The 19,509-nt window shown below is 41.9% G+C and carries 9 protein-coding genes; all 9 read left to right on the forward strand.

Going from position 1 to position 19,509, the window contains the following annotated elements:
• Window positions 1–115: 115 nt before the first annotated feature.
• The 9 genes from QX565_RS15680 to QX565_RS15720 all read left to right on the forward strand — a co-directional run bounded on the left by QX565_RS15680 (window position 116) and on the right by QX565_RS15720 (window position 19,395).
• Window positions 116–2,290 (forward strand): alpha-galactosidase, encoded by a 2,175-nt coding sequence (locus tag QX565_RS15680; RefSeq protein WP_289293434.1) that lies wholly within the window; start codon window positions 116–118, stop codon window positions 2,288–2,290.
• Window positions 2,291–2,617: 327 nt separating this feature from the next.
• Window positions 2,618–4,636, forward strand: a complete 2,019-nt coding sequence (locus QX565_RS15685) for a glucosidase family protein (protein WP_221650215.1) — start codon at window positions 2,618–2,620, stop codon at window positions 4,634–4,636.
• A gap of 257 nt (window positions 4,637–4,893) precedes the next feature.
• Window positions 4,894–9,081 carry a two-component regulator propeller domain-containing protein gene (locus tag QX565_RS15690; protein WP_221650200.1) on the forward strand — a complete coding sequence of 1,396 codons (4,188 nt, stop codon included), beginning with the start codon at window positions 4,894–4,896 and terminating at the stop codon, window positions 9,079–9,081.
• 438 nt (window positions 9,082–9,519) lie between these two features.
• Window positions 9,520–11,436 (forward strand): SGNH/GDSL hydrolase family protein, encoded by a 1,917-nt coding sequence (locus tag QX565_RS15695; RefSeq protein WP_221650201.1) that lies wholly within the window; start codon window positions 9,520–9,522, stop codon window positions 11,434–11,436.
• Between the two features lie 12 nt (window positions 11,437–11,448).
• A complete protein-coding gene (locus QX565_RS15700) occupies window positions 11,449–11,877 on the forward strand; it encodes an SGBP N-terminal domain-containing protein (protein WP_289293435.1) in 429 nt (142 codons plus the stop codon).
• 2 nt (window positions 11,878–11,879) lie between these two features.
• Complete coding sequence (locus QX565_RS15705; protein ID WP_221650203.1) at window positions 11,880–14,513, forward strand: TonB-dependent receptor plug domain-containing protein; 2,634 nt, start codon at window positions 11,880–11,882, stop codon at window positions 14,511–14,513.
• Between the two features lie 37 nt (window positions 14,514–14,550).
• A complete protein-coding gene (locus QX565_RS15710) occupies window positions 14,551–15,342 on the forward strand; it encodes a discoidin domain-containing protein (protein WP_221650204.1) in 792 nt (263 codons plus the stop codon).
• 106 nt (window positions 15,343–15,448) lie between these two features.
• On the forward strand, window positions 15,449–17,401 hold the full coding sequence (locus QX565_RS15715; protein ID WP_221650205.1) for a discoidin domain-containing protein: 1,953 nt from the start codon (window positions 15,449–15,451) through the stop codon (window positions 17,399–17,401).
• Between the two features lie 20 nt (window positions 17,402–17,421).
• Window positions 17,422–19,395 carry a discoidin domain-containing protein gene (locus tag QX565_RS15720; RefSeq protein ID WP_289293437.1) on the forward strand — a complete coding sequence of 658 codons (1,974 nt, stop codon included), beginning with the start codon at window positions 17,422–17,424 and terminating at the stop codon, window positions 19,393–19,395.
• Window positions 19,396–19,509: the final 114 nt, after the last annotated feature.

The raw sequence follows: 19,509 nt of genomic DNA on the forward strand, positions 1-19,509 counted from the left end.
GCAGCACATCCCCCTCTGAGAGGGGGGCCGAAGGGCGGAGGAGGTGTATCGGTACAGCGCAGCTCATTTTCAACTTTCAATTTTCAACTGAATAAACTTTTAATTTTCAACTAAAATGAAGAAATACATCTATCTCTTTTTCTTTTTATCTGTATGCCCTCTGTTAGTTTGGGCAGCAGATGACAATCCTGTAGCGAAACAATTATTTAATGTTACTTCTGGTGACCTGAAACTATCTTTTATGGTTGGTACTGACGGTCGCCTTTATCAGCTTGCTTTTGGTGATGTAACTAAAGAGGTAACAGTTCCCGTTAAAATGCCTTCGCGTGAGTGGGAGTTTCTTCCGCCTTACGGTAATGGTGTACTAACTGAACCAGCTTTGCAGGCTACTCATGTAGACGGTAATACCTCTACGGAATTGCTCTATACGAATCATAAGACGGAGCAATTGGGTGACGGCATTACGCAAACCGTTATTTCTCTGAAAGATCCTGCTTATCCTTTCTCTGTAGATATTTACATCAAGTGTTATGAATCTACCAGTATGATGGAGATATGGAACACAATCACACACAACGAAAAAGGCAAGGTGATACTTTATCGCTATGCTTCTGCATCTCCTGTACTGAAAGCAAAGAATTACCGGCTTACTCAATTCATAGGTAATTATAAACGTGAAGCGACTCTTGCCGAGGAAGAGCTTACTACGGGTATTAAAGTTCTTGATTCCAAGCTTGGCATACGTGCCAATCAGATGCGTATTCCTTCTTTCCTTCTTTCTCTTAATGGTGAAGCAGATGAGAATAAGGGCGAAGTGCTTGCCGGTTCTCTGAAATGGGCGGGTAGTTTTCAGCTTGCCTTTGAGGTTGACTGGAATAATAATCTTCGCGTGTTGACAGGTATCAATCCGGTCGGTTCGCAGTATCATCTGGAACGTGGTGATACCTTCATTACACCTGCTATTCTTTATGCTTACAGTAAACAGGGGAAAGGTGATATTAGTCGTAAATTTCATCGTTGGGCACGTGCTTACGGTATCCGTGATGCGGAAAAAGACCGTCCTGTATTACTCAATAACTGGGAAGCAACTCACTGTACATTTGATGAAGAACGTCTGAAAGGACTTTTTGATGGTGCACGCCAAATTGGTGCCGAACTCTTTTTATTGGATGATGGCTGGTTTGGTAACGGATCCTATTCTCGTGATGACGATAAACATGGCCTGGGTGATTGGGAAGTATCTACAAAAAAACTTCCACGCGGACTCTCTTATATAGCCAAAGAAGCTTTGAAACGTAAAGTTGGTTTTGGTATCTGGTTGGAGCCGGAGATGGTAAACCCGCAAAGTGAACTCTATAATAAACATCCTGAATGGATTATTACCCAGCAGAAGCGTGAACCGATTCTGGGGCGTCATCAGGAGATACTCGACCTGACACGTCCTGAAGTGCAACAGTATGAATGGGAGGTGATAGACAAAACACTACGTCCCAATCCGGATATTTCGTATGTGAAGTGGGATTGCAACCGCTATGTGACGCAGCCGGGTTCTACCTATTTGCAGCCGGACAAGCAAAGTCATCTGTTGATAGATTACAACTGGGCACTTTACCGGTTGATGGATCGCTTTGCAAAAGGTTTTCCGGATGTGATGGCAATGCTTTGTGCCGGAGGTTCGGGGCGTGTGGATTATGGTTCAATGCAATACTTTCATAGTTTCTGGCCGAGTGATAATACTGATCCGTTGGGACGTATCAAGATTCAGTGGGGCTTTTCTCACTTTTTTCCGGCAAGTACTATCTCGGCACATGTGACGCGTATGGGTAAACGTCATCTGAAGATGGCGATTGACGTGGCATTAAGTGGCTCTTTCGGTATCGATCTGGCACTGGATAAAGCTACTCCCGAAGAGCGTGAACAACTGGCTGCTGCTGTGAAACTTTATAAAGAAAGTATCCGTCCGTTGGTAATGCAGGGTGATCTGTACCGTTTGGTTTCTCCGTATGAACAGCCGGTAGCATCATTGAGTTATGTTTCTGAAAATAAAGAATGTGCGGTTGTTTATATTTATCAGACGGAAGATGGTAACGTTCCTGCCATTCTATTAAATGGGCTGGATGCCAATAAACGTTATCGTATTACAGAAGTGAGCCTTCCGAAAGGACAGACTTCCCGTTTTGCAGGCAATGGTAAGATTTTCACTGGAGCAGAGTTGATGACAGCTGGTATCGCAAATCCGCTCAGCAATCAGTTTGAGAGTGCAGTGATTCTGTTGACAGTGGACAATTGACAATTGACAGTGGGCCGCGCTGTGTTGTTACATCTTCCCCGGAAAGAGGAAGGCTCAAAAGGGCGGGGGAAGGTACGTCGGCACAAAGCAGTTTGATTGTTACATTATTTATCTTCGACGGAACGCAATTCTTACAAATTTATTTGCGTAATTTGCACAATTGATGTTCCGTTTACATCTTGTAAAGTCTGTTTGTAGTTAACCCCTTACCTGCATGAACCTACGCCTATATTGCATGCATGCAAGGCGTAGACTGTAAACAGGCAAAGTGGAGACTGGCAGATTGCCTGTTGAATGATATTTATAACCCATTAAATAATAATTATGATGAACAAAAAACTAATTTCTCTATCTCTTTTCTTTGTCCTTGCCGGATTAACCCTTTCGGCACAGAATAAAGACCGTTGGGATATCACTCCCGAAGGCTCTATTCGTTGGCAAATCAAAGAAGACATTCCCCATTATGATCATCTTGAAATGAGTGGACAGCGTCTTTCCGTTGTTCTTCGTTACGGAGTAGATGCCGACCGGGCTTTTCACCTCAATCGCAGCCTTGTGTTCCCAATGCTTCGTATGCAACCCAATAAAACACAAAACAATCTCAAGCAGCGTTTTGAAGTCAATATCCCAGCCATGGTCACTATTGACGATCAGACTTTGTTAAATGAACGCGTCAGCGATATTACCTTCAATGGTATCATGACCGTTCATAGTTCTTTTGGTTACATCCGTAGCCGGAAAGAAGTAGAGAATGCTATTCAACTGACCCGGACCCTGTATCCTTCACCCAATAATGACTATTATTGTGAGGAATATTCTTTTACCAATGCTGGAGAACACCCTGTCACAATGCGTGTTCCTGAGTGGAAAGTGACGTACAATACTCCCGAGGAAGCCGGAGTTTATGGTGCTTATACCATTGAGGCCTCTCTTTCGAAAAACGGAACTTTTAAGGTGGAACCAGGTGGTAAACTCGAGTTCTATGCCATCTTCTCCGGTCGTAAAGCAGGTGATGCAGCATTGGCCCGCATTAATATTGAATCAGAACGTGCCGGACGTCAGGCACTGATCAATCAATGGTGGAACAATCTTGTCCTTGATACTCCCGATCCTGTATTAAATCGTATGTTCGCTTTTGCCAAGCTGCGTGGAGCCGAAAGTATCTATCGTACAAAAGGAGGTCTGATGCATGGTCCCGGTGGTGAAGCATACTATGCAGCCATCTGGGCCAATGACCAGGCTGAGTATATCAATCCTTTCTTTCCTTATCTGGGATATGAAATAGGTAATGAGTCTGCTTTGAACTCTTTCCGGCATTTTGCCCGTTTTATGAATGACGAATACCGTCCTATTCCCAGTTCTATTATCTCCGAAGGAGTAGGAACCTGGCATGGAGCCAAAGACCGGGGAGATGGTGCTATGATTGCTTACGGTGCTGCCCGGTATGCTCTTGCCCGTGGTAATAAAGAAGAAGCCCGGGAGTTATGGCCTCTGATCGAATGGTGTCTGGAATACTGTCATCGTAAGTTGACACCGGCCGGTGTAGTAGCTTCTAACTCTGATGAACTTGAAAATCGTTTTCCTGCGGGAGATGCCAATCTTTGTACTTCCTCACTCTATTATGACGCGTTACGTTCTGCTGCTCTTTTGGGACGTGAACTGGGCATTTCTTCTGCACAAATCAAAACCTATACCCGTCAGGCTGATGATTTGGAACAGGCCATTGAATCACACTTTGGCTATGACATAGAAGGTTTTCCCAGTTATCGATACTATGAAGGAAATGATATTCTTCGTTCCTGGATCTGTATGCCGCTTACTGTGGGTATTTATACTCGTGCGGCAGGTACTATTGATGCTCTTTTCTCACCTCGCCTCTGGACAGACGACGGACTGTTAACTCAGGCTGGTACGGAAACTTTCTGGGATCGTTCTACTCTCTATGCACTTCGTGGTACAATTGCTGCAGGAGAAGTAGGTCGTGGTATGGCATTTCTCAAGAAGTATTCTCATCGCCGTTTGTTGGGTAATCATGTGCCGTATGCTATTGAGGCGTGGCCCGAAGGTAACCAGCGTCATCTCTCAGCTGAGAGTGGTCTTTATTGCCGCATCTATACAGAAGGGCTTTTTGGAATTCGCCCCACAGGTCTGCGTAGTTTTGAAATGACTCCGCGTCTTCCGCAAGAGTGGGAGTATGCCAATTTGAATCATGTGCGTGCCTTTGGTGCTGATTTTGATATACAGGTGAAACGTGCTGGTAGTAAATTGGCGGTTACAATTATCAATGGAAAGAAAACTATAAAGAAAACCATTAGTGAAGGACAAACTATGACGGTGAAACTATAAAACTTTGATCATTCACTTTTCCTTTATCCCGGTAAGATGTACTTTCTTTACCGGGATATTTTTGTTTTCCGGTACTTCTTTTAAATAGGAACGATGGTTTTGTCTCTTTTTTCGGAAACAGAGTTATAGTTTCTGTCTCTTTTTCTATAACTATCGTCTCATTTCATTTCTCTTTTTGAATATATGTAAAAGGAGAGTTTTGCTATTTATAGGTTTTTATTACATTTGCTATGTATTAATCTATCGAAACTATAACTATGCTAAGAAAAACACTATTGTTGATGTACCTGTTGTTGACAGGTGTGTCTTATACCCTGGCACAGGATATCCGGAACTCTTTTTATTATAGTCCGCATATAAATGAGGGACTTTCTCAACTCTCTGTCAGGGTCATTCATCAGGACTCTAGAGGTTATATATGGTTGGGGACTAAGAATGGATTAAATCGCTACAATGGAAAAGAGTATACTGTCTATCAGGAGAATCCGTCTGACTCATTGAGTCTTACTAATAGCGATATTCTCTCTTTGGCAGAAGAACCTGGTCGTGCACTTTGGATAGGAACCAGTTATGGACTGAATCGTCTTTGCCAGCACACGAATCGTATTCGTCGTTATTTGGACGATAAAGGTATGTTGAGAGATGCAATCCAATCTGTTCTCGTTGACCACTCCGGACGTGTGTGGGTGGGGAATCGTAAGGGGATTTTTCTATATCATCCGGATGAAGATCGTTTTTATCCGGTTGAAATTGCAGATAAAGATGGATTGATCAGTGTTTCTGTCATATTTGAAGACTCATCGGGTAAATTTTGGATAGGTACCCATGATGATGGGGTTTATGTCTGCGACCAACAAATGCAAGTCATCAGTCATTATTCGCAACAGACTAATCTGGCGTTGTCTGATAATGCCGTTTCAAGTATCTATGAAGATCATCTGAAGCAGATATGGGTAGGCTGTCACCTCTATGGCTTGAATTGCGTTGACTTGCGCAATAACCGTATAACTCATTATACAAGTAAAAACAGTGGTTTGAAAAATGATTTTGTCCGTTGTCTTGTGGAGTGGGACGGACAGTTGCTTATCGGTACTTATGATGGTGTTTTTGCACTTAACCTTACTACCCGCAATATAGAGAAGGTGGCTGATTACAGTAGAGACAGGCATTCATTGGGACATTTTTCAGTTTATGCCTTTTGTCTTTCGAGTGCTAAAATACTGTGGATTGGTACATATTCCGGGGGCATTACAATGCTTTCAAAGCTGATGAACCGTTTTGTACGTCATGATCCCGGATACAGGCTGAATATACAAACCGGTATTTATAGTACGGCTTGTGCCGACAAGGATGGTAGTTTGTGGCTTGCCACAGAAGGACATGGGTTGTTGAATTACAATCCGGAAACTCTGTATACAGAGTTTTATTTGCTTGATCGTACCGGTCCTTCCCTTCATAATTCGAATATAATAAAGACTGTATTGCCGGAAGATGATTACATTTGGTGCGGGACAGCCTTTGGCGAAATTTATCGCTTTGATCTTCGTTCTCGTAAATTTTCGTTATTCTATAAATATCCTGAATCGGCAGTGATTTACTCGTTGCTTCGTGATAGCAAGGGTAATCTCTGGGCATCTACTATCCGGCGTGAATCCGCATTGACTTGTTTTACACCAGATGGAAAGGTATTAGATACTTTTAAAGATGCACAGGGGCGGAAAATAAGTATGTCCGGTATTCGTTGCCTTTTTGAGGAGCGTGAAGGGGTCATGCTGATCGGTACCCGTTCTACCGGAATCTATCGTTATGATATGAATACCGGAGTGGTGGATAACTACCGGAAAGATACTTTACCCTCTGACAAAGGATTCATACCGGGCAATTATATTTCCAGTATAGATCGCACTAAGTCGGGGGATATCTGGATTTCTACTTATGGCAGTGGTATTTTCCGTTTTAATCCGGAACATGGTGCTGATCTTTGTGTGACGAAACATGAAGGTTTGCTGGATAATAATGTCTGTAAACTCATTATCGGGAGGGATGGTAATTTATGGATGAGTACGTCACTGGGAGTGGCTGTTTATAATCCTAAGACTGGTAAAGTGCACAATTACGAGAGAGGGAATGGTGTCGATGTTCGTGAATTTACGCTACACGGAGGAACATCTATGCCCGATGGCACAATCTGCTTTACGGCAAACAATGGTTTTATTACTTTTCAGCCTTTGAGGATGCAGGTCAACAGTTATATTCCGCCTATCGTACTGGAACAGTTAAGTGTTAACAATCAACCTGTTTCTCCGGGGGATGCTTCCGGTATACTCTCTGGTGTGTTGGATGATATGTCCGAAATACACCTTTCTTATAATGAGAATAATATATCTATTGATTATTGGGCACTGAACTTTGTATTTAACAATATGAATCGATACGCCTATCGTCTGGAAGGATATGATACAGACTGGAATGAAGCAGGAGGGCGTACTTCGGCTTATTATACTAATCTGCGTCCGGGTGAATATACGTTTCATGTTCGCGCGTCCAACAATGACGGACTGTGGAATAACGAAGGTCGATCGTTACACATCGTTGTTCATCCGCCTATATGGGCTACATGGTATGCATATGTATTTTACTTATTATTACTTTCTTGCGTGATATATATTATTTTGTTCTATATGAATGCCCGCCGTCGTTTGCGTGAGAACCTTCGTGTAGAGCAGTTTGAAAAACAGCAGCAGGAAGAATTGCATCAGGCCAAACTCCGCCTGTTTACTAATTTCTCACATGAACTTCGTACGCCATTGTTGCTTATTATCACTCCGTTTGAAGAGATGGTAAAACAAGTGGGGTTACCCAGTGAACTGCGTGAACGTCTGGGGATTATTTATAAGAATGCCCGGAAGTTATTATTACTCGTCAATCAGATGATGGATTTACAGAAGAATCAGACAGGTAATATGCAACTACGTGCCAGTAAAGGGAATGTCTGTGAGTTTATAAAGGAGATCTATTATGCTTTCAGTCAGGTAGCACAAACGAATGAGATAGATTTCCGTCTTGATTGCCAACCGGAGGAGATAGATGCCTGGTATGATAAATCTTTATTGGAAAAACTCGTATTCAACTTACTTTCCAATGCCTTTAAATATACTCCTGCCGGTAAGGAAATAAAGATGCTGGTACGTAGTTACTCTTATGAAGAGTTGAACGAGCGTTACCGGAGTGAGGTTTGTCATAAAGCTGATTGTAACGAAATGCGTTATTTAATGTTACGAATAGAGGACTCCGGTAAGGGAATTTCTAAAGAAGAGCGCGATAAAGTATTTATTCCTTTCTATCAGGTTCCGGAGTCTACAGTTGCTAATGTCCCCGGTACAGGTATCGGGCTGAGCCTGGTGTATTCGATTGTAAAGTTATGCCGTGGAGGTATTTTTATTGAAGATATGGATCATCCGGGAGCTTGTTTTGTCGTGGTATTACCCATCAGCCCTATGGCTTTTAAAGAAGAAGAAATAGATACTTCTACAGGTGAAGAGGGTATCATGGATTCTCAGTCTGACTCATTGGATATGACTAATGGTGGAACGGAAATGTCAGAATCAGTAACGGTGGCACCTGCTGCTCCTCCTGTATCTGCTCCCGGTGTTTCTGCTCCGGAAGATTTTGCACGGCAGAAGTATAAAATATTGTTGGTGGAAGATGATAAAGACGTTCGTGAGTACCTTCATAAGTCCCTTGAGAATGATTATGATATCATAGAAGCTTCCAATGGAGTAAGGGGATATGAGAAAGCAGTGAGTCATTTTCCCGATTTGGTATTGAGTGATATCATGATGCCTAAACGCAATGGGCTCGAACTGTGTGCTATGATAAAGAATGATGTGCGCATCGGTCATATTCCTGTGATCTTGATGACGGCGCGCTCTATGGTGATGCATATCAAAGAAGGTTTCTCTGCCGGAGCGGATGATTATATTATCAAGCCTTTCAATATGGATGTGTTGCGATTGCGTATTCGTAGCTTATTGGAGAGTAGGGCAAAGCTGAAGAAGTTGTATGGTAAGCGTTTCTCTCCTGATGAAATGGGGATAGAAGTTGTTTCTGCCGATGAACGCTTCTCACAGAAACTGTTTGAAGTGATTGAAAAGAATATCTCAGATCAGAATCTGGGAGTAGAAATGCTTTGCCAGGAAATTGGTATCAGCCGGGCCAATCTGTACCGTAAATTGAAGTCTATTACTGAACTCTCACCTACCGAACTGATTCGTAACAAACGTCTTGAAATAGCTGCGAAGATGTTGAAAGAATCGGATATGAGTGTGTCCGAAGTTGCAGCATTACTTGGATTCAACAGTCATTCGTATTTCTCTAACTCTTTCAAAAGCTTTTACGGATACACTCCAACGGAGTTTATTCAGAAGAAGCAGGCGGGAATTTGAATTGAAGGGAGAGTTGAAAAGAAGGGAGAGGGGAGAAGTGCTATGCAGCGGATAGCGTAGCCTATCTCCCTCTGAGAGGGGATACGCTTCGGGGCGGGGAAGAGGTATGCGCAGTCTACTGTTCACTGTTTTACATGTACATCTAACACTGCTTTACATGTACATGTAAAACAACTCTGTATATCGGCCGTGGATATCTTTCTCCCCGACTTAGCCAATGAATGCCACCGTGTAATAGTAAGGAGGTCACTATTAAGTTTTGCCTTCTCCCCTCTCAATTCTCCCTTCTTCTTTCTCCTGTCACTATTGTCTCATTTCGTTGTCACTATTGTCTCACTCCCGTATATGATATGTTTCTGATAGTATCTGAAATAATAGTTATCCTAAGTTCGCATTAAATCGGTTTTCTTTGTACACAAACCAATGTAATCCTGTTGTATGAAAAACAAGGTAATTATTCTTATATCCTTTTTATTAATAAACCTGCCAGCTGTACTGTATGCTGAAAATATAGATGTTCAACAGTCTGTATGGAATGGGCATGTCCGATATGATTTTACATTTGATGGAAGACATGCTACCATTGTGTGTCCCGATTCTGCAATAAACGGGAAACCATGGATATGGCGTCCTGCTTTTTTTGATGCTTTCCCGTCAGTAGACAAAGCTTTGTTGAAGAAAGGTTTTCATGTGGTATTTTATGATATGACTCACCGTTATGGTAGTCCTCAGGCAGTGGAGCAGGGAAGAAAGTTCTATGACTATCTGCTTGCTGCCTGGCATCTTTCTCCCAAAGTAACTCTTGAAGGCTTTAGTCGTGGCGGATATTATGCCTTGAACTGGGCAATAGCTAATCCGGACAAAGTAGCTTGTCTCTATCTTGACAATCCGGTTTGTGATATGTTCAGCTGGCCGGGTGAGAAGAGTAAACTCTGGAATGATTTTCTTAAAGAATGGGGAATGACTTCTGTGGACAGAGACACTTTCAAAGGAAATCCTCTTGATAATCTGGCTCCTTTGGCTGCTCAGCGGGTTCCTGTCATTGCCGTTTGCGGTGATAGTGATCGTGTGGTGCCTTTCAAGGATAATATGAAGTTGATACGTGACCGCTATCAACAGTTGGGTGCTCCTGTAGAGTTGATTATTAAACCGGGAGCAGATCATCATCCCCATAGTCTGGAAAATCCCGGACCTGTGGTTGATTTTATCTGCCGTAATCAACCCGATTATCAAGAAAAACAATATCTGAATGAGCGGGGAACATTGAAAAACTCCTTCATCCGCTTTGAGAAAGAACGCAAAGGGCGGGTTGCTTTTCTGGGTGGTTCTATTACTGAGATGCATGGTTGGCGAGAGTTGACCAAAGAGTATCTCCGGCAGCGTTTCCCTTTCACCGAGTTTGAGTTTATAGATGCCGGCATATCTTCTACAGGAACGACTCCGCATTCTTATAGATTCGAGCAAGATGTGCTCCGGCAGGGCGATATTGATCTTTTGTTTGTAGAAGCGGCTGTGAATGACCATACCAATTATTTTTGTGCCATTGATCAGGTGCGCGGTATGGAAGGGATAGTACGTCATGCTTTACTGGCAAATCCAGCTACGGATATTGTTATGCTCCACTTTATCCATACTCATTTTCTGGAAATGTACCCGCAAGGACGTACACCGGATGTAATTCTGAATCATGAACGCGTGGCTAATTATTATCTGATTCCTTCTGTTCATCTGGCACATGAAGTGTCCGATCGTATTGCTGCCGGTGAATTCGATTGGGAACAGTTTGGTGGCATCCATCCGGCAGAACCGGGACATAAGATTTACGCAGCCTCTCTGGCACATCTGTTAGATAAAATGTGGAGCCGTGTGTCTGCCTCTGATGTAGTGGAAGCACATTCTATACCCGAACCTCCATTGGATGTGAACAGCTATTATAATGCTTCATTTGCTGATATCAGTCAGGCACAACTTTCCAAAGGATGGAAATACGTTGCTTTATGGAAACCGGATAATGAGGCCCGTACCCGTAAGGGATTTGTCAATGTACCAATGCTTTACTCAAATACCATAAATTCTACTTTTAGTTTTTTATTTAAGGGCAGGGCCGTAGGTCTGTTTTGTGTCTGCGGTCCTTTTTCAGGAATATTGGAGTACAGTGTGGACAATGCTCCTTACAAGAAACTCGACACATATACCGAGTGGAGTAAGAACCTTTACCTTCCTTGGGCATATGTGTTGGAAGCGGAGTTAGATCCGGACCGGGAACATAAGCTGACGGTTCGTATCTCTAAAGAGAAGAATGAAAATAGTAAAGGACACGAATGTGTCATCCGGAATATACTAATTAATCAATAAACAATAAGAACTATGAAAACATTGAAGTTATTTGTTTGTGCTACCCTGCTACTGTTGTCCGCCTGTGTGGATTTTGAAGAGGAAGGCCCTGATGTGTCCGGTATAGATACCGGTGCTTATCTTACTGCTGTGAAAATGACTGATGCCAAAGGAAATGATGTGGTTGTCAGTACGAATATACCAACTCTTATAACCGATGCTAATAAGCAAGAGCAGCTTAAAGATCCTTCGAATACGGAGATCCTGATTACAGTAAAACCGGAAGCAGATGTGACCAATTTGAAATTAGTCGGTACGCTTTCCAACACCTCTTCGGCAGCAAGTATCAGTCCGAAGATGGGAGTATTGGCTGATTTCAGTAGTCCGCGTACCTACACAGTCACCTCTTATAATAAAAAGAATATAGTAGCTTATTCAGTTCGTGTTATTAAAGGACAGTAACCATGAAACGGAGTCTCTTTATCCTTATCATTGCACTAACAGCAATATGCGGAGATACGGCAGCACAGGATTTGAAGGAGAAGGTAAGCAATTACTTTCAGTTGCATACAGCCTATCCGCAGGAGAAGTTGTATTTACATCTTGATAAGCCTTATTATGCTGCCGGTGAGAGAATTTACTGGAAGGGTTATTTGGTAGATGCGGTATCTCATATTCCGTATACGAAGAGCAACTTTATATATGTAGAATTAATAGACCGGGATGACAAAGTTATCAGTAAGTATAAGGTAAGAAGAGAACAAGGAGGCTTTCATGGCAGTATTCTGCTACCGGCAGATATTCCGGCAGGAGAATACTACATGAGAGCATTTACGCAGTGGATGCTGAATGCCGGTGAGGAGTACTTTTATTACCGCCGTTTGCGTATTGGCAATGCGCTCGACAGAAGCATTCAGTCGTCCGTTCGTTATGAAGATTCTTCGAGAGAGGGGTATTGTACGGCAGTTATCCGTTTCACGGATGAGACGAACAAACCTTTGTCTGGCATTCAGGTACAAAGCTGGCTTACTGTGATGCGTAAAAAGTCCGAACGCTATTCGCGTCGCACCAATGCACAGGGCGAAATAAGTTTTGACATACCGCTTGCCGAAAAGCAGGACCGTGAACGGGCTATTGAGATTACTTTTAAGGATGATCTTTACAATTATGATAAGACATTTTATGTACCCTTGTTGGGAGACAGGAAGAAAGAATTTGCGCTGAGTTTCTTTCCCGAAGGAGGTGACCTGTTGGACGGAAGTCGCCAACGGGTAGCTTTTAAAGCTCAGCAAAAAGACGGTCATAGTTGTGAAATACACGGCTTCTTATTGGATGAAGCCGGAGATACGATTACCCGTATCCGGACGGAACATGACGGGATGGGTGTTTTTACCCTTCTTCCGGTTGCCGGACAGAAATATCGTGTAAAAGCTTCATTGGATAGCGTAATGTATCGTGAGTTTACGTTGCCGGAAGTGAAAACAAAAGGACGTCAGTTAAGTGTGATTCACCGGAAAGGGATTATACAGTATAATATTTTGAAGGCATCGCAGGAACAATGGAACGATACGCTTTATCTGGTAGGGCATACCCGCGGACATTTAACCATTTTTCTTCCTTTGACCTCTGATCGTGCTTCCGGTCGTTTCCGTGAAACGGAACTGTCCGAAGGCCTGACAGAGTTGCTGCTGACAAATAGCAGCGGTACTGTATTGAGTCGGCGTCTTGTTTTTGTGGTGCCCGAAGATCTGGTGAATCTTGATATGAATCCGTTCCCTGAACTCCCGGAACGACGTAAGTTAGTAGAGATTCCGCTTCGTTTCACAGATCTGCAAGGAACGCCGGTTCAAGGTGTTTTCTCTGTTAGCCTGACAGATAAAAGTCTGGTCATTCCGGATACATTATCCGGTAATATTCGTTCCGATATTTTGTTAACTTCTGATCTGAAAGGATATATAGAAAATCCTGGTTACTATTTTCTAAAGAGAGATGCCCGTACGGAATACAATACCGACTTATTAATGCTTACCCATGGTTGGACTCGTTTCCGTCATGATAATATAGCAGAGCTGCCTACTATTCAGATTGATTACTTTATGGAGGGAGGGCAAACCGTCACCGGAAAGGCGACTACCATGTTCGGTGGAAAGGCCAAGGGATGCCCTGTTGCACTGATGGCTCCTTCGCAGGGAATTTCTGCTACTACCTATACTGACGAGGAGGGAAACTTTGTATTTGACGGAATTGAATATCGTGACACGGTTACGTTCGTAGCACAAGCACGAAGCCAGGCCGGACTTTCTACTGTGTTTCTGCGCGTAGATTCGCTTCCTTATTTCTCACCTCATAACCCATTTCCGGTAATTGCTGAGGAGGACCATAAATTTCAGGAATACGATAATATGGTTCGTAATGCTTATCTGAGTGAAGGAGGCATGCAGGTAGTGCGCTTGAACGAGGTTACTATCACTGCTTCAAAGCGCGATGCAAATGCTTTTTCCAGCGTATATGGCGGATTGGCAGATTATCGGGCTACGGGTGAAGAACTAAGACGTTTTGGCGGTTCCACCGGATACGATATATTGATGCGTGTCCCCGGTGTAAGAGTATCAGGTGATCTTATTACGCTATCCGGACAAACCCGTGCACCCCTGTTCCTGATAGACGAAATGCGCTTTGAAGGGGAGGATGCAGTAGAATCACTTAGAGGACTGGATGCTAATGATATCAAATCTATTGAAATTGTAAAAAGTGTTTCTGCCGGTTTTTTAGGTCCTGAAGCTTCTGCCGGTGCTATTCTTATTATGTTGAACACGGGTGCTGAGGTAAAAGCAAAAGCTTCACCGGGTCTGACCGTGTTTACCACACAAGGATACAACAAAGCTGTTGAATTTTATCATCCGGTGTATGAAACCCTTGAACAGATAAGTAATCAAAAGTCGGATGTTCGAAGTACTATTTATTGGAATCCGGCACTAAATACAGATTCTGACGGGAAAGCGGTTATCCGTTTTTATACTCCTGATAATCTGGTAAAACCACACCTGATAATGGAAGGAATTACAGCCGGTGGGTATCTGATGAGATTTGAAAGATAGACTTAAAATAATATTGTTTCACTAAAAAAATAACATTATGAAAAAGATTACATTATTGGCAAGTATTTTATTTATGGGATTTGCGTCCGTTCAGGCACAAGATGAAGAACCGTTGACAAATTTGGCTTTGAATAAAACAGCTACGGCAAGTTCCCAGTACCGGGATAATTTAGGGGCAAGCTATGCTTTTGACGGAAATGCAACCAAAAGTTCGCGTTGGAGTGCAGCAAATCATACAGATGCTACTCCTACAGGTGAAAATTCCTGGTTGCAGGTTGATTTGGGAGAATCTCTTCAGTTTAATAAAATTATAATTACAGAATTTAGTAATAAAGTCACAAAATATCGCATTGAAGTTACTGATAATGCTGAAGACGAATTAAGTTGGGAACCTATTGTAGCAGATACAGAACAAACTTTTGAAGGAATTTCTAATAATGCTAGTAGATGGCCTGATATAACTTTCCCTAGTATAACAAAACGTTATGTACGTCTTTGGATAATTGAGTCTTGGGATAAAAGTAAAAAAGTGTTGGATGAACCGAGTATTTGTGAAATGGAGATTTATGATGATCCTAGCCTTGACACAGGTATTATGTCTACCGATGCCGATAAACTTCTTTCGTTGAATGTAGATGGCGAGCAACTTCAGATTAAAACTGCACAAGCTGTGAATTCTGTAAAAGTAATCGATTTGAGCGGACGTACCGTTATCGAGCAACCTTTCAATTCAACAATTTCTGTAGCTAATCTTTCATCAGGAGTTTATTTGGTTCAGTTAGAAACATCAGAAGGAACTCTTATTACCCGTAAAATCGTGAAAAAGTAATTTGATGGTCAGCTTACCGTCCGTATAATCGGGCTCTTTTGTCTATCGGGAGCATTTAACAGACGGTAAGCTGGCCTTTTCTTTTTTTAATTTAATATCTACTATCATGAGAAAACCTTTACTATTATCGTTGATATTCTTTGTATTATCGGTTACAACCTATGCTCAGAGCAATGTGATCAATCTGGCGCTCAATAAACCATCCGAAGCAAGTACAATATATGACAGCCGTTTTCCGGCATCCAAAGCTTTTGACGGAGACAACACAGACAACTCCCGTTGGTCCGCAGCAAAGAATGCTGTCACCGATCAATGGTTACAGGTAGATTTACAGGAAGCTACTTTGTTTGATCGTATTCTTGTGACGGAATATAAAAATGAAAAACGTATCAGTTCTTTTAAAGTACAGGTTTCTGATGATACAGTGCTATGGACGGATGTGGCTGTGGTGAATAGTTCAATTCCCGACGGTGGAATTATTTCTTTTGAACCGGTAACCAGTCGTTATGTCCGTCTTTTTATTGTTTTGGCCACAAGAGAACCTACTATTAATGAAATGGGAGTTTATTATCAAAAGACTCCCTTGCCAGACCTGGGCGTAACTATGAAATTTGAAGATATGAGAGGACCACTTACTGATGTGGAACTAACTTATTATAAAGCTTACCTGAAAGGGCTTTCACCTGCCACTAATAATATTGGAAATACGCTGGTGTATGGTCGTATCGGACTGGCTGCTGAAGGTATGGCATTTATGTATGCTGCTACAAGAGACCGGGAAATTCTTGATATTCTGATTCGCCATTGTGATTATATGTTGTATTGCCGCAATGACCAACCTGGTGGAGATAAGCGTACTATTTGGACCGGAATCGTTGAGAAATGCTGGCCTAATAAGGCTATGGGGGAACTTGATCAACCCTATTCCGGATCGGAAAACGGAGATATTCTAGGGCATATCTACTTCTGTGCATACCTTATTTTATTAAGTCCCGAACTGCACGCTCTTGAAGCTCCGGCAAGTGATAAACTGTCAGATTGGGGTACTACTTATCTGGACAGAGCAAAGAAGTTTATTGCCATGTGCGATGAAGGAATGGAGTTTGTTGAAAAACTTATTGCAAAAGATGGTAGAATGTACTATCCCAATACTCCTGCGTGGAGAGCTATGGGAACTTTCTATGCAGATCGCAATGGACGTGGTATTCCGGTGAATCAGCAGATGATGCTTTTAAATGGATTCCAGAAAGCTGTGGAATGTTATGAAGTGCTTGGCATCAATCCGGAGAAGAAGGAAGAATATATGAAAGTGATACAGAATTCTATTGATTGGCAACACGAAACACTGGAAACGCGAAGGATTACTGTGAATGGAGTTTCACAGGAATATTGCCGGTGGTATTACCATATGGCAGGCAACACTGTAGAAGATTACGGACATGCTGCATTCACAATGCAAACTTATTATAAACTATTGGATAGCGGGTTGTTTACTAACTTAGATACCGCGAAGCTTATTCGCTTTTCAAATACTTTTAAGTATGTGATGTATGATAAAGCTACGCATACGGTATCTCATAAAGTAGATGGAACTACACCCAGTTCGGAAAGCCGCTCTTCTGCAGCAAAAGCAGGTTGGGTACTTCTTTCTATTGTAGATCCCGAATTATATGACTATTTACTCACTATGCCCGGAAAGACAGCAACCGACCCGGGATTGATGGCTCATTTTCTATATGCTAAAAGTAAAATGTTTGGTGTAAAAGGATTTACGGCTTCTCCAATAGATTTATCCAATTATGGTAAAGGTACTGGAATAGAATCTGCTAACACAGCTTCAGAGAATATCTACATATCCGGCTTGGTGAAGGAACGGTTGTTCATAGAGACCGGATTACCATTGAAATCCGTGAAGGTTATTGCTATGGATGGCCAGGTATTGATTAATCAATCTTTTGAGTCGGAAGTGTCGGTAGCTCATTTATCATCCGGTATTTATCTGGTGCGGCTTGAGGCGATGGATGGTAGTGTTATTATTAAAAAGATTATCAAACAATAATTGAAGATAAAATAAACAGTATGAAACGATTTGCAATTTCATTTATTTTCCTTTTAGGATTGACAATTTTTGTAGTACAAGGGCAGGCGGTGAATCTTGCTTTAAATAAAACATATTCAGCAAGTTCGATCTGGGGTAGTACATATACGGCCAAGAATGCTTTTGACGGAAATGCTGCGTCGCGTTGGTCGGCAGAGAAAGGTTCCATAAATAATCAGTGGGTACAAGTAGATTTCGGAACTTCTGTAGAATTTGACCGGGTAGTAATAAAAGAGTATGGTACTCGTGTGTCCAGCTACCAGATCCGGGTTTCCGATAACGGTGAAAAGTGGCTTATTGCTGCTCAGGGAACAATTATTGAGTCGGATGAAGTGTTAGAGTTATTGGCTCCCCAAAACAAACGCTATTTGCGACTTTATATTATTTCAGCCTTTTCAGAACCCAGTATTTATGAAATAGGTGTATTTAATAAGGTGGCAGAAGTATCTAAACCTATTTTAGGAGAGGGCATGTATTTTGAAGATCCCAGAGGGCCACTGACCAAATCAGAGGTGGATTATTTTAAGGCTTATGTTGCTAAAACAAACAAATTTCCATTACCGACTTCAAATATTGGAAATCAATTGGTTTATGGTAAACAAGGGATTGGTGCGGAAGGACTTGCTTGGATGTACAAGACAACAGGTGACAAAGAAATTTTGGATGTTTTCATAAGGCATTGCGATTATATGCTTAATTGTCGTAATGATCAGCAAGGAGGCGAAAAGCGTGTTCTTTGGACCGGGCGTGTAGAAAAGTGTTGGCCTAATAAAGACAAAACAGAGGGAGAGCAATTGGAGAAGTATTCTGCTTCTGAAAATGGAGATATCTTAGGACATATTTACTTCTGTGCCTATTTGATTTTACTTAGTCCGGATTTACTGGATCAGCAAGCACCGGTAAGTGATAAGAAGAATTACATTGATTTTGGTACTACCTATCGGGATCGTGCCATGAAATATATTCAAATGTGTGATGAGGTGATGGATGAGTTTTACGTACCTCGTTTTGTCACTGATACCTATACGCTCAACTGGCCCAATTGTCCGGAATGGAACTGGTTAGGACAAGCCATTGGATATAGATTTCCTGTCAACCAGCAAGCGATGGCACTGAATGCTTTCCATAAAGCATTGGAATGTTATGCTGTGTTAGGTATCAATCCCGAGAAACAAGCTCTTTATAAGAAGGTGGTGCAGGTTTCTATAGATGGACAGGCTGAAACCTTAAAGCCTGTAAAGGTGACGGTAAACGGAGAGACCAAGAACTGTTATCTTTGGTATTATCATATGAATGGAGGAACTAAAGTAGAAGATTTCGATCATTCTTCCTATGCTATGTTGCAATATTATAAAGCTTACGAAAGTGATTTATTTGAAAATGTAACGCTTGACAAAATGCAGACATTTATTAATACGGTGAAATATATCATGTGGGATGAAACCACTCGTACGGTTTCCGATCACGTGAATGGTCAAGAGACAGCACTTAAAGATAGGAGAGACAATACTCTACCGGGATGGATACAGATGTCATACTTCGATCCGGAATTTTGGGAATATAACTTGAAAATGAGAGGAAACGTGACAGGCGAAGTAGGTCGTATGGGGCATTTTCTATATATGAAGAGCCGTCTTTTCGGCTATGCAGATGATTTGGATGCTCACCCCATCAATATTACCCGTTATGGAGGATATGACCCCACAGCCATTACACCATCAACTACTGTAGGAAAGGATAATATTCTTATTTCCGGTCCTGTTAAAGATGTACTGAACATCGTAGCAGAACGGGAACTTAAAACTGTACGGATTGCTGATCTTAGTGGACGCATCATGTTAAATCAACCTTATGAGGAAAATATTTCCGTGTCTCATTTACCTGCCGGTATCTATGTTGTACTGATGGAGACGATAGATGGTCAAGGTTGTGTGGTGAAGATAGTAAAAGAATAATAACATTTTATCAATTTAGAGCCTGTTTAAATTTTCTTCAAATAGGATTTTTCAGCTTCTTTTGAGTTTATTTCCGGTCTATTTTTCCGTTTTTAGTCGTCACATAGCCCGCTA

The sequence above is a fragment of the Bacteroides sp. 41_26 genome (genome assembly GCF_949740115.1).
Classification (GTDB): domain Bacteria; phylum Bacteroidota; class Bacteroidia; order Bacteroidales; family Bacteroidaceae; genus Bacteroides; species Bacteroides nordii.

What these genes read in the sequence shown, in the direction of transcription:
- QX565_RS15705 (WP_221650203.1), top strand. Translation starts at nt 11,880, where the DNA reads ATGAAACGGAGTCTCTTTATCCTTATCATTGCACTAACAGCAATATGC.
- QX565_RS15685 (WP_221650215.1), top strand. Translation starts at nt 2,618, where the DNA reads ATGAACAAAAAACTAATTTCTCTATCTCTTTTCTTTGTCCTTGCCGGA.
- QX565_RS15720 (WP_289293437.1), top strand. Translation starts at nt 17,422, where the DNA reads ATGAAACGATTTGCAATTTCATTTATTTTCCTTTTAGGATTGACAATT.
- QX565_RS15695 (WP_221650201.1), top strand. Translation starts at nt 9,520, where the DNA reads ATGAAAAACAAGGTAATTATTCTTATATCCTTTTTATTAATAAACCTG.
- QX565_RS15700 (WP_289293435.1), top strand. Translation starts at nt 11,449, where the DNA reads ATGAAAACATTGAAGTTATTTGTTTGTGCTACCCTGCTACTGTTGTCC.
- QX565_RS15710 (WP_221650204.1), top strand. Translation starts at nt 14,551, where the DNA reads ATGAAAAAGATTACATTATTGGCAAGTATTTTATTTATGGGATTTGCG.
- QX565_RS15715 (WP_221650205.1), top strand. Translation starts at nt 15,449, where the DNA reads ATGAGAAAACCTTTACTATTATCGTTGATATTCTTTGTATTATCGGTT.
- QX565_RS15680 (WP_289293434.1), top strand. Translation starts at nt 116, where the DNA reads ATGAAGAAATACATCTATCTCTTTTTCTTTTTATCTGTATGCCCTCTG.
- QX565_RS15690 (WP_221650200.1), top strand. Translation starts at nt 4,894, where the DNA reads ATGCTAAGAAAAACACTATTGTTGATGTACCTGTTGTTGACAGGTGTG.